Source organism: Pseudomonas sp. CVAP#3, assembly GCF_018986375.1.
Lineage (GTDB): Bacteria > Pseudomonadota > Gammaproteobacteria > Pseudomonadales > Pseudomonadaceae > Aquipseudomonas > Aquipseudomonas helvetica.
Genome location: NZ_JAHMSC010000023.1, coordinates 1 through 12,770 on the forward strand (window position 1 = coordinate 1; position 12,770 = coordinate 12,770).

Annotated in this window: 10 protein-coding genes; 3 read left to right on the forward strand and 7 right to left on the reverse strand. The window is 59.9% G+C overall.

What is annotated here, in order from left to right:
- Positions 1–177: 177 nt before the first annotated feature.
- From KRR23_RS26115 to KRR23_RS26125, 3 genes are all read right to left on the reverse strand, one after another.
- On the reverse strand, positions 178–1,422 hold the full coding sequence (locus KRR23_RS26115) for a lipoprotein-releasing ABC transporter permease subunit (RefSeq protein ID WP_216744795.1): 1,245 nt from the start codon (positions 1,420–1,422) through the stop codon (positions 178–180).
- A 66-nt stretch (positions 1,423–1,488) separates the two neighbouring features.
- Entirely contained in the window at positions 1,489–2,172 is a 684-nt protein-coding gene (gene lolD, locus KRR23_RS26120; protein ID WP_173859959.1) for a lipoprotein-releasing ABC transporter ATP-binding protein LolD, read from the reverse strand.
- Between the two features lie 7 nt (positions 2,173–2,179).
- Entirely contained in the window at positions 2,180–3,430 is a 1,251-nt protein-coding gene (locus KRR23_RS26125) for a lipoprotein-releasing ABC transporter permease subunit (RefSeq protein ID WP_216744796.1), read from the reverse strand.
- Between the two features lie 94 nt (positions 3,431–3,524).
- Here KRR23_RS26125 and KRR23_RS26130 point away from each other — a divergent pair, with 94 nt between their 5' ends.
- Positions 3,525–4,109, forward strand: coding sequence for a PilZ domain-containing protein (locus KRR23_RS26130; protein WP_216744797.1), 585 nt, complete (start codon positions 3,525–3,527; stop codon positions 4,107–4,109).
- Positions 4,110–4,122: 13 nt separating this feature from the next.
- Positions 4,123–4,845 (forward strand): glycerophosphodiester phosphodiesterase family protein, encoded by a 723-nt coding sequence (locus KRR23_RS26135; protein ID WP_216744798.1) that lies wholly within the window; start codon positions 4,123–4,125, stop codon positions 4,843–4,845.
- Positions 4,846–4,887: 42 nt separating this feature from the next.
- On the opposite strand, the gene sthA is transcribed toward KRR23_RS26135, so the two are convergent.
- Together sthA and KRR23_RS26145 are read right to left on the reverse strand one after the other, a co-directional pair.
- Positions 4,888–6,282, reverse strand: coding sequence for a Si-specific NAD(P)(+) transhydrogenase (gene sthA / locus KRR23_RS26140; RefSeq protein WP_216744799.1), 1,395 nt, complete (start codon positions 6,280–6,282; stop codon positions 4,888–4,890).
- Positions 6,283–6,492: 210 nt separating this feature from the next.
- The gene (locus KRR23_RS26145; RefSeq protein WP_216744800.1) at positions 6,493–7,518 is read right to left on the reverse strand and encodes an FAD:protein FMN transferase; all 1,026 of its coding nucleotides are present in this window, start codon (positions 7,516–7,518) and stop codon (positions 6,493–6,495) included.
- Between the two features lie 230 nt (positions 7,519–7,748).
- On the opposite strand from KRR23_RS26145, the gene KRR23_RS26150 reads away from it, so the two are divergent.
- Positions 7,749–9,050: an MFS transporter gene (locus KRR23_RS26150; protein ID WP_216744801.1), complete on the forward strand. Its 1,302-nt coding sequence runs from the start codon at positions 7,749–7,751 to the stop codon at positions 9,048–9,050.
- A 119-nt stretch (positions 9,051–9,169) separates the two neighbouring features.
- Here KRR23_RS26150 and KRR23_RS26155 read toward each other — a convergent pair whose 3' ends face one another.
- On the reverse strand, positions 9,170–10,609 hold the full coding sequence (locus tag KRR23_RS26155) for an efflux transporter outer membrane subunit (RefSeq protein WP_216744802.1): 1,440 nt from the start codon (positions 10,607–10,609) through the stop codon (positions 9,170–9,172).
- Between the two features lie 9 nt (positions 10,610–10,618).
- Positions 10,619–12,769: a glycosyltransferase family 2 protein gene (locus tag KRR23_RS26160; protein WP_216744803.1), complete on the reverse strand. Its 2,151-nt coding sequence runs from the start codon at positions 12,767–12,769 to the stop codon at positions 10,619–10,621.
- Position 12,770: the final 1 nt, after the last annotated feature.

Sequence of the window (12,770 nt, forward strand, 5' to 3'; positions counted from 1 at the left end):
CCTGTTGAATACAGAACTCAGGCCGCTCAGGCATAGACATGTAAACGTCCAGCTTTTTGGGGTCAGATCACTCTGCGTGGGAATGCAGCCCGTGACGCTCCGCGTCACATCTAGAGCCGAACGCGGAGCGTCCGTAGAGGCATTCCTTTGCTGCGCGTGGGAACGATCAAAGGAGACTTACGAATAGCGCAACGCGGTTGCCGGTTCGATCTTCGCGGCGCGCCAGGCCGGGTATACCGTGGCCAGGAAGCTCATGATGAAGCCTGCCGAGCAGATCAGCAGCACGTCACCGCCCTGCAGTTCCGATGGCAAGTTGCTGACGAAGTACACGTCGGAGCTGAAGATATGCTGGCCAGTCACGCGCTCCAGCCAACCGACCATCTCACTGACGTTCAACGCCGCGATCACCCCGAGGACGCCGCCAATCAGCGTGCCGACGACACCGATCACCGTGCCCTGAACCATGAAGATCGCCATGATCTGCCGAGGCGTGGCGCCGATGGTCCGCAGGATCGCGATGTCCGCGCCTTTGTCGTTCACCACCATGATCAAGGTGGCGATGATGTTGAACGCAGCGACCGCCACGATCATCAGCAGCAACAGGCCGATCATGGTTTTTTCCATTTTCATGGCGCTGAACAGACTGCCTTGGGTGTGGGTCCAGTCATCGGCCTTGAAGTCGGCGCCCAGGCCGCCAGCAATGTCTGACGAGACCTTGGGGGCGGCGTACAGGTCTTTCACCGCCAGGCGCACGCTTTGCACCTGATTCGGTTCCCAATGCTGCATTTGCGCCGCATCGGCAACGTGGATCAGCGCCATCGAGCCGTCGAGTTCGGCACCGACCTTGAACACGCCAACCACGTTCAGCCGCTGCATGCGCGGCGTGATGCCGCCCGGCGCGGTGCTGACTTCCGGCACGATCAGGGTGATTTTGTCGCCGACGTTCAAGCGGAAGCGGCGTGCGGTGATTTCACCGACCACCACCCCGAACTCGCCCGGCTTCAAGTCGTCCAGACGTCCCTGCACGATGTGCTGGGCGACGATGGAGACTTTGCCTTCCTGTGCCGGATCAACGCCGCTGATCTGGATCGGCTGCATCGAGCCCTTGTACGACAGCATGCCTTCCATCTCGGTAAACGGCACGGCGGCCGTCACTTCAGGGTTTTTCATGGCAGCGGCCGCGACAGGCTGCCAATCGTCGATCGGCTTGACGCCAACGATGGTCGCGTGGGGGACCATGCCGAGGATGCGCGAGCTCATTTCGCGCTGGAAGCCGTTCATCACCGACAACACCACGATCATCGCCAGCACGCCCAGGGCGAGGCCGATCATCGAGGTCATCGAGATAAACGAAACAAAGCGATTGCGGCGCTTGGCGCGGGTATAGCGCGTGCCGATAAAGATCGATAACGGTCTGAACATTCGCTGGGGCACCGTATAAAAATAAAAGACCCGACACGCTTTTCAGTCGTGCCGGGTTTCGGCCAATCAGATGGGAGTGAGGCGACCTTCCTGCAGGTGCAGGACGCGATCCATCTGGCGAGCCAGGTTCATGTCGTGAGTCACCACCAGGAACGCAGTGCGCATCGAGGTGCTGAGTTCCAGCATCAAGTCCTGAATGCCCTGGGCGGTATGGGAGTCGAGGTTACCGGTCGGCTCATCGAGCATCACCAGCCCTGGCTTGTTCACCAGCGCACGGGCGATGGCCACGCGTTGACGTTCACCACCGGACAGTTCGGCCGGTTTATGCTCCAGACGATGGCCCAGCCCTACCCGCTCCAGCAAGGCCGTGGCGCGCTGACGGGCTTCCGGAATCGCCGTGCGGCCGATCAACAGCGGCATGCAGACGTTTTCCAGTGCGGTGAACTCGGGCAGCAAGTGGTGAAACTGGTAAACAAAGCCCAGCGAGCGGTTACGCAACAGGCCACGGGCCTTTTCGTTGAGCGCCGACAGCTCTTCACCAGCCAGCCAGACACTGCCTTTGGTCGGCGTATCAAGGCCGCCAAGCAGATTGAGCAAGGTACTTTTACCGGAACCGGAGGTGCCGACAATTGCCACGCGCTCACCCGGGTGCAGCTCCAGTTGCAAACCGGACAACACCACCACCGATTCCGGGCCTTCCTCGTAGGCTTTACCCAGGTCGCGGCAACTCAAGACTGCTTTAGTACTCATACCCAAATCACTCATAACGTAGCGCCTCCGCAGGCTGGGTGCGCGCAGCACGCCAGGCTGGATAAAGGGTGGCGAGGAAACTCAGGACCAACGCCGCGCCGCAGACCATCAACACGTCTTCGGCCATCAGTTGCGACGGCAGGTAGTCGATGAAGTACACGTCGGCATTAAGGAATTTGTGCCCGATCAGGCCTTCGAGGGCGGAAATCGCAGCGCTGACATTCAGTGCGGCGAACATGCCGACCACGGCACCGATCGCCGTGCCGACCACACCGATCACCGTGCCCTGGACCATGAAGATCGCCATGATCTGGCCCGGCGTGGAACCAAGGGTCCGCAGGATCGCGATGTCGCCCTTCTTGTCGTTCACCACCATCACCAACGTCGAAATGATGTTGAACGCGGCCACCGCAACGATCAGCAGCAACAGCAGGCCGATCATGGCTTTTTCCATGCGGATCGCCTGATACAGGTTGCCGTGGGTGCGGGTCCAGTCACGGGCGTAGTAATGGTCCCCGCCCAGGTTTTGCGCGATGTTCCATGCAGTGCGAGGCGCCTGGAACAAATCGTCGAACTTCAGCCGCAAGCCCTGGACCTGATCCGGCTTCCAGCGATGCAGGCGCGCCAGGTCATCCAGATTGGTCAGTCCCAGGTAGCCGTCCAGCTCACCGGCGCCGACATGGAAAATGCCGACCACGGTGAAGCGCTTCATCCGCGGGAACATCCCGGCCGGGGTCACGGTGACCTCCGGCGCGACGAAGGTCAGCTTGTCGCCGAGACCCACGCCGAGCTTGGTCGCGGCCTTGTCACCGATCACGATGCCGAAGCTGCCCGGCGACAGGTCGTCGAGTTTGCCCTGCGTCATGAAGTTGTCGATGATCGAGACTTTGCGCTCCTGATCCGGGTCGACGGCATTGAGCAGGACTTTCTGCACCTGGCCGTTGTTGGTCAGCAAACCCTGCATCTGGGTGAACGGCGCAACCGCCACCACCTGCGGGTTCTGCTGGACCTTGGCGGCCAGGCTTTGCCAGTCGCTGATGGGCTCACCGGACTCGATGGTCGCGTGGGGCACCATGCCCAGCACGCGGGTGCGCATCTCATGATCGAAGCCGTTCATCACCGATAGCACCACGATCATCACGACCACGCCGAGGGCGAGTCCGATCATCGAGGTCAGGGAAATGAACGACACAAAATGATTGCGACGCTTTGCACGGGTATAACGCGTGCCGATAAATACGAAGAGAGGTCTGAACATGTCGGGGCTTGTTCGGAGGGAAAAGGAACGTCCTTGTGGCGGGGGTCGATAACCAGCTTTACACTCAGACCACCGCCGCTACCATGGGTTCGCCATGTCGACATTAGATGAAGAAGATCGCCGCGAATACTACCGTATCGAGGACACGATCGCACTGGAAATTCGGCCCCTGTCTGCCCCCGAAGCTGCAGGTCAGGAAGTGTTGCAGGATGCTTCCCCGCTATTCAACCTGCTCAGCGAACTGCACCTGAGCGAATTCGAGTCGCAGCACTTGCTGCGCCAGATCAGTGAGCGGGATCGAAACACCGCCAACTATCTGAAGGTCATGAACAAGCGCATCGACCTACTGAGCCAGGTCGTGGCACAAACCGTGCTCGGCAAGTTCGGTGAGCCGCAGCACGTGGTGCTGTCGGAAGGCGGTATCGAGTTCGAGCACCACCTCGCCTACCCGGCCGGCAGCCATGTGGCGATCAAGCTGCTGTTGATGCCGCAAGCGCTGGGCCTGCTGTTACGGGCCAAGGTCACTCACTGTGAACCGGAAAGCTTCGGCACCTTTGCAATCGGCACCGAGTTTGAAGCCCTGACCGATGCGCAACGACAGCTGCTGGCCCGCTATATCTTGCAGAGACAGGCGCATGAGCGACGCCTGGCACGCGAGCAAAACGAATCAGGCAATTAATTAAGGAAGACCCGTGACCCTAATCTACGGCCACCGCGGCGCTAAAGGCGAAGCACCGGAAAACACCCTGACCAGTTTCCAGGAATGCCTCAAGCACGGCGTACGCCGTTGCGAACTGGACCTGCACCTGTCCATGAACGGCGAGTTGATGGTCATCCACGACCCGACGCTCAAGCGCACCACCGAGCGTCGCGGCAAGGTGGTCGAGCATACGGCGGCAGAACTGGTGACCTACGATGCGCGCAAGGGTGGTCCGGGCTGGATCAAGCCCTGCCCGATTCCACGGCTGGAAGAGCTGTTCGAAAAGTGCGATTTCGAGCACTGGCAGCTGGAGGTCAAGAGCGCGTCGCGTATGCGTGCGGCGACGACGGTGCTGGCGATTCGCGAAATGGCGCAACGCTTTGGCGTGCTGGACAAGGTCACCATCACCTCGAGCTCGCGCGAAGTGCTGAAGGCCGCAGTGGATCTGGTTCCGGATGTGTCGCGTGGACTGGTCGCCGAATATGCCTGGCTCGACCCGCTGAAGGTCGCGCAAAGTTATGGCTGTGAGATTCTGGCGCTGAACTGGACCCTGTGTACGCCGGAACGCCTGCAGAAGGCGCAGCGACAAGGTCTGCATGTGTCGGTATGGACAGTCAACGAACCTGCGCTGATGCGCAGGCTCGCTGATTTCGGCGTTGACAGCCTGATTACAGACTTTCCCGGTTTGGCCAGCGCCACGCTCGAGAATTGCTGAAATCGGTCTCCCCGGCCGGCTCAGGCCACCGGCCGGAGCCGCTCAAAAAAGCCGGTTGAGGCCGTCGTAGGCCGCTACCCGATAGGCTTCGGCCATGGTCGGGTAGTTGAACGTGGTGTTGACGAAGTACTTCAACGTGTTCTGTTCACCCGGCTGGTTCATGATCGCCTGACCGATGTGGACAATCTCCGATGCCTGGTAACCGAAGCAATGCACGCCGAGCACTTCCAGCGTCTCGCGGTGGAACAGGATCTTCAGCATGCCTTGCGGCTCACCGGCGATCTGCGCACGCGCCATGCTCTTGAAGAACGCCTTGCCAACTTCGTACGGCACTTTGGCCTGGGTCAGCTCTTGCTCGTTCTTGCCGATCGAGCTGATCTCCGGAATGGTGTAGATCCCGGTCGGTACGTCGTTGACGAAACGCCAGCTGTTGTTATCGACAATGCTGCCAGCGGCCGAACGCCCCTGGTCGTGGGCGGCACTGGCCAGGCTCGGCCAGCCAATCACGTCGCCTGCGCCGTAGATGTTCTGGATGCAGGTGCGATAGTTCTGGTCAACTTCGATCTGGCCACGGCTGTTGACCTTCACACCGATGTTTTCCAGGCCCAACGCGTCGGTATTACCGGTACGGCCGTTGCACCAGAGCAAGGCGTCGGCCTTGATCTTCTTGCCGGACTTGAGGTGCAGGATCACCCCGTTGTCCACGCCTTCAACGCGATCGTAATCTTCGTTGTGGCGCACAGTGATGTTGTTGTTACTGAAGTGGTAGCTCAGCGCCTGAGAGATTTCCGAGTCGAGGAAACTCAGCAACTGACCGCGGTTGTCCACCAGCTCGACCAGCACACCCAGACCGCTGAAGATCGAGGCGTACTCGCAACCAATCACGCCGGCGCCGTAAACGATGAGTTTGCGCGGGGTGTGGCCGAGACTGAGGATAGTGTCGCTATCGTAGATACGCGGGTGGTGGAAATCGATGTCGGCCGGGCGATACGGACGCGAGCCGGTGGCGATGATGATGTGCTTGGCCACCAGTTTTTCGACCACGCCGTTGGCGCAGACCACTTCGATGGTTTGCTCGTCAGCGAAGCTGCCGGTGCCGAAGAACACGTCGACCCGATTGCGCGCGTAGTAACCGGTGCGCGAAGCGACTTGTTTGGAAATGACTTTTTCTGCGCTTTTCAGTACGTCCGGGAACGAGAACCAGCGCGGCTCACCAATGGCCCGGAACATCGGGTTGGTGTTGAACTGCATGATCTGCCGGACCGAGTGACGCAAGGCCTTGGACGGGATAGTGCCGAGGTGGGTGCAGTTGCCGCCGACCTGACGACGACTATCGACCATCGCCACTTTGCGCCCTGCTTTGGCGGCGTTCATTGCCGCGCCTTCTCCCGCCGGGCCGGAACCCAACACCACCACGTCGTAGTTGTAGACAGCCATGCGTACTCCTCAGAACAGGCCGCGGCACCCCGTTGGCACCTGCGGCTAAATCATGCCGGTCTTGCGGCATGAAGGAACAATTTGGGGTCAGTCGAGAACCCGGACACAGTCTATAGAAGCGTCAACGCCGCGCACATTAACCCTTGGTCGCGTCGTAGGCTAGTTTTGCCTGCACTACAACGCCAACCATGAGTGTCCATCACACCGTATTTACTTGGCTTTTTCGGCACTCAGGCGATCAAAAGCCTGACTGGTTCGCGTGACAAAGCCTGTATCGGTTCGAATCACAAAAAATGCACCGATATCATGCTTTTCGGCGTAGTCCCAACCGCGCTCGGGGCCAAGAATCAGCAACAGCGTCGATAAGCCATCGGCCATCAGCGTCGAAGGATGAATCACCGTGACGGACGCCAGGGTATGGGTGATCGGCGCGCCGGTTCGGGCATCGAACGTGTGGGAATAGCGCCGGCCATCCTGCATGAAATAATTTCGATAGTCGCCTGAGGTCGAAACACCGTTGCCGTCCAGCGTGATCACCCGCTCGACAACCTGCTGGTCATCGCGCGGTTCCTCCAGTGCTATCTTCCAGGGCGACCCGTCGAGCTTCTTGCCAATGGCCTTGAGTTCACCGGTGGCATCGGCGATGAAGCTGTCGATACCCAGTTCCTGCAACTTCGCAGCGATCCTGTCGACGGCGTACCCGGCGCCAATGCTGCCGAAGTCAACCTCGACCGGCGCGTCTTTGCATAGCTGATCGCCTTCAATCCGCAGATGCGCATAACCAACGCGTTGTCGGGCCTGAGCCAAGGCTTCGGCGCTTGGGACTTTTTCATCGCGCGATTGTGGGCCGAACCCCCAAAGGTTCAGCAGCGGCTCCACCGTCAGGTCGTAGGAACCGTCGCTCGTCTCTGACAGTTGCTCGCCCACCTTGACCAACTGCAAGACCGGCGCCGGCATTGGCTGACAGCTATTGGCCGGTAAACCATTGAATCGCTCGATGTCGGAGTCACTGCGGTAGGTCGACAGCTGCCGGTCGATCTCGGCCAGAATCAACTCGACCTGCTTCTGCACCTCGACCGGCCCGGGAGTGCCCGGATGGCGGATGTATTTGATCGAATACGTGCTGCCCATGGTCGGGCCGCCAAAGCTTTCCAGGGTGTCGCCATTACCGCAGCCCGATAAGGCGCCGACAAGCACCACGAAAACGCCCAATTGCCAGTTCAACAACGCGCACATCCCCCAAAGAATTCCCTGACAGAACGCCAAGGCCAGCCATTATGCGACATATGCTCAAGCTGGCTTATGGCTATAACGTTTAAGCAGCACACTAACTATTGGTTGCCTACCGTTCTTGTTACACATATCGTTACAAAACTGTTCGAGGCACCGGCACAGACCAGACCCGTCAGTAAGGATGTTTCAAGACCAGGGATTTCTAATAAGACAGCCAAAGTGAGTAAGATCAAATGGCCTCGACTACGGGCAAGGGCAAAGCGATATTTCGCGTTGTCAGCGGCAACTTCCTAGAGATGTTCGACTTCATGGTCTACGGCTTCTATGCCACGGCCATCGCCAAAACCTTCTTCCCTGCCGACAGCGCTTTCGCTTCCCTGATGTTGTCATTGGCCACCTTCGGTGCCGGCTTCCTGATGCGCCCACTGGGTGCAATCTTTCTCGGCGCCTACATCGACCGTCACGGCCGTCGCAAAGGACTGATCATCACCCTCGCGCTGATGGCTGCCGGCACCGTGCTGATTGCCTGTGTGCCGGGTTATGCGACCCTTGGCGTCGCTGCGCCGCTGATCGTACTGTTCGGCCGCTTGCTGCAAGGCTTCTCGGCCGGCGTGGAACTGGGCGGTGTGTCGGTTTACCTGGCAGAAATCTCGACGCCTGGCCGTAAGGGCTTTTTCGTCAGTTGGCAGTCCGCCAGCCAACAAGCAGCGGTGGTGTTTGCCGGTTTGCTGGGTGTAGGCCTCAACCACTGGCTGAGCCCTGAGCAAATGGGTGATTGGGGCTGGCGCGTACCGTTCCTGGTCGGCTGCATGATCGTTCCGGCGATTTTCATTATTCGTCGCTCGCTGGAAGAAACCCCTGAGTTCCAGGCGCGTAAACATCGCCCTTCCCTGCAGGAAATCGTCCGTTCGATTGGTCAGAACTTCGGCATCGTACTGGCCGGCATGGCGTTGGTGGTGATGACCACCGTGTCGTTCTACCTGATCACCGCCTACACCCCGACGTTCGGTAAAGCCGAACTGCACCTGTCGGACTTCGATGCGTTGCTGGTCACCGTGTGCATCGGCCTGTCGAACTTCTTCTGGCTGCCGGTGATGGGTGCGCTGTCCGACAAGATCGGGCGTAAACCGCTGCTGCTGGCGGCGACCACTCTGGCGATCCTGACGGCTTACCCGGCGCTGTCCTGGCTGGTCGCCAACCCGAGCTTCAGCCATCTGCTGATCGTCGAGTTGTGGTTGTCGTTCCTCTATGGCTCGTACAACGGCGCCATGGTGGTGGCCCTGACCGAAATCATGCCGATTGAAGTCCGCACCACCGGTTTCTCCCTGGCTTACAGCCTGGCGACTGCAACCTTTGGCGGCTTCACCCCGGCGGCCTGTACTTACCTGATCCACGTGCTGGACAACAAGGCTGCTCCGGGCATCTGGCTCAGCGGCGCGGCAGTGCTGGGCCTGATCGCAACGCTGGTGCTGTTCCGTGGCAATCGGCATGAGTTGCGGACTGCGCAGGCTGCTGTAGTCGGCGGCGCCCGCTAAATCGCATCGCTGGCAAGCCATGCTCCTACAGGATTTCGGTCGGACTCTGAATATGTGACCGACACAAAACCTGTAGGAGCAAGGCTTGCCCGCGAAGAGTCCTGCCAGAACACCACAGATTATCGATTGGCAACCTTCACCGACTGACTCCAGCCCCCGCCCAACGCCTTGTACAAGTCCACCTGATTGATCTCCCGCGCCAGCTCCATTTGCGTCAGCTTCTGCTGCGCGTCGAAAAACGAACGCTGCGCGTCCATCGTCGAAAAGTAGCTGTCCATCCCCGCCTCGAAACGCAATCGGGATTGCCGGTAGGCTGCTTGATAATCCGCCACCAGACGCTTCTGATAGTCAACCTGGGTGAGCATCTCCTGGCGGGCGTTGAGGGCATTGGCGGCCTCGCGGAAAGCGTTCTGCACCGTGGCTTCATACGCCGCCGTCTGCCCGTTGAACCGCGCATGGCTGGCGTCCACCTGCGCCTTTCGCGCACCGCCGTCGATCAGGGTCAACGACCCCGCCAGAGCCACCGACCAGAACTCGGCCGGCGCACTCAACAATCGCGAAAAATCACCGGTCAGGCCGCCTACTGCCGAGGTCAGCGAAAAGGTCGGGAAGTACGCGCTGCGGGCTGCGCCGATGTCCGCATTGGTAGCTCGCAACAAGGCTTCGGCCGCCATGATGTCGGGCCGCCGCGCAATCAGTGACGACGGCAACCCGGCGGGCACATCGGCGGTTGCCAACTGCTCACCCAGCACGCCAGTGGGCAGCAACCCAACCGGCACCGGCTGCCCGACCAACACCTGCAGCGCATTCATGTTCTGCGCCACCTGCATGCGGTACGTGTTGATCTGAACCGCCGCCGTGTTGGTCTGCGCATCCGCCTGGTGAACATCGATTTGAGCACTGGAGCCCAGGTTGTAGCTCTTGCGCAACAACTCACCGTAGTGGTCCTGGGACTTGTAGGTATTTTGTGCGAGGTCGAGCAGATTCTGATTGGCCTTGAGGCTAAGCCAGGTGCTGGCCACTTCACCGATCAACGCCAGGCGAGCCGTTTGATAGTCCGCCTCGGTCGCCTCGAAGCGTGCGCCTGCGGCGTTTCGCTGACTGCGGATGCGCCCGAACAGGTCCAACTCGTAAGACGTGAAGCCACCGCCGGCCTGAAAGGTGTTGGCCGTGCTGCCTGAACTGACACCGCCTCCCTGCGTCCTGACCTGTGACGGAAACTTGCTGCGGCCGGCGTAGGTGTTGAGTCCGATGGAGGGAAACAGCCCGGATTCGGCACCGGCGTACCCTGCCCTGGCCTCCTCGACGCCTGCCTCGAACTGACGCAGGCTGCGGTTGTTCTTCAAGGACAGGTCGATCAACTGGCGCAGTCGGTCATCGAGCACGAAGCCGTGCCAATCCTTGTCGAACGCCTGCTTGGCGCTGCAACAGTCACTGGCCGAACTGGCTGGCCATTGCTGATCGATCGGCGCCTCCGGTTTCTCGTATTTGGGTTCCAGAGAACAACCGCCGAGCAATAACAGCGACATGAAACATGAGGTGGATAAGCGTCTGTTCATGAGGCGCACCTACAAACGTTGGCCGAGCAAGGCTCGTAACGGAGTGAGAAGGAAAGCCCAAAGACCTGAGCGGGTGGTGCTGATTTGCGGCAGTGGTTGCTGACGCGAACGGAGGCTGATCGGGCGTAATCCAGGCAGTGAGCTGTAGGACGGCGCCTTGACCGGCCGCCGCGAACGCGGTGCCGTGCGCTTTTCGCCGAGCAACGAACGCCGCAACAAGGTGCCGAAAGCCAGTCCTGGTTCAGCCTTGCCGACCACGTTGACCGGCGCCTCACTGAACAGCCGCGCGATCAGCCGGCGCCGAAGCGTTTCGTCAAGATCGATGAACTTCAAGCCCAAACGGTCCTCGCCGTGATGACGCATGACCTCGATATCCAGCCAGCCGAGCTTATTGATCCACACCTGCCCCCGCAGCCCGGGCTTGATCAATGACGCAACGGCACAGGAAATGGAGGCGCCACTCAGCGAAATATCCACCAGTTGGCCCGCCAGGGTTTTGCCGGCGAAGCGCAACCCACTGGGTTTATCGAAAGGAAAACGCTCTTCGCCGTGCAAGCGTGGCCGGTCAATACACGCCACCAGGGTGGCCAGGTTGTAGATCAGCGCGACCACCGTCCAGCACAGGTTGAACAGCATATTGCCGTCGAACGCAGCCGCGTTGCTGATGGTGATGTAAGCGCCTATTTGCGAGAACAGTGTCAGTGCAAAAAAGAACCCGAACAACTTCCAGTGGACCGTTGTGCGTGAACGATCCAGGCCTTTTGCCGTGACCTTGAAGGGTCGCCCGAACGGCCGGACCATGGCGCTGATGATCGTCGCCGTCACCGCCAGTGAGGCGACGATTTGGGTGACCTCGGTAAAAATCGGCAAGGTACGCCGGTCAGTGACCCACGTCCCGTAGCCCCAGAATGCAATCAACGCCGGCATGCCGAAGGCCATGAAATCCGCCGGATGGGCGTAGAACCCGGCAATACCGAAATACCAATACAACACCGGCGACACCAGCATCATCAGGATGAATGGCTTGGAGAACCAGTGCATCAAGCCATGCACGAAGTGCAGCCGTTCATTGAGTGAGTAGCCACGACCGCGCAAGGGGCCCTCCTTGAGCAGCGCGACCTGGATCGTCCCCAGGCACCAGCGCCCACGCTGATTGATGTACTCGGTCAACCCCTCGGCGGACAAACCGATCGACAGTCGCTCATTCAACCAGCGGGTGACGTAGCCTTTTTGCTGCAGACGGCAGCTGGTATAGATGTCTTCGCAGACCGAACCCGTCGGAAAGCCACCCATTTCAGTAATCAGATCACGTCGCACAACAAACGAAGTGCCCACGCAAAACGCGGTATCCCAACCATCCTTGGCCGGCTGGTAGACGTCGAAGAACACTCGCTGCTCATCGACCCAGCAGTCGGATGAACCGAGGTTGTGCTGAATCGGATCGGGGTTGTAGTAAAACTGCGGCGTCTGCACCAGGCCGACCTTGGGATCTTCGAACAATCCCAGGGTGCGCATCAGGATCGGCTGCTGCGGGGCGAAGTCGGCGTCGAGCACCAGTATGTACGGCGCATTGCTGCTGGCCGCCGACAGACGCAGGCCGTTGTTCAGGTTACCGGCCTTGGCGTGGGAATTGTCGGGACGTCGGGCGTATTGCACACCGACCTCGGCGCAGTAGTCGCGCAACCAGTCGCGGCGGGTATCGTCGAGCACCCAGATGGTCACGTTGGGGTAGTCGATCGCCTGGGCGGCGATGATGGTTTTTTCCAGGATCTCTAGGCCTTCGTTGTAGGTGGCGATGAACACATCCACCGCCGGCACCGAGTGGCCCAGGGCGCGCAAGCGTTGCTCACCGGCATCGGCACTGGCGTGGTGATCCGAGCGACAGAGCAGGACGATGATCGAAAACAGCGTGTAGCCGATCGCCAGCATTTCGAAAAACAGGAACGCGTAAGCCCAGACCGAGGCAAATCCTGCGTGTCCATCAGGCAAGGTGTCGCGAATCCGCCAGGCCACGTAATTGATCAACAACAGCGCGGTCAAGGCTCCGAAACCGGCACGTGCCATCCATTGATCACGGTGCGTCAGGCAGGTGAACAGAATCACCGCGACCACGGTCCAGAAATTGATTTGCACAAGTTGCAGCGTGTCCAGTGCCTGCATG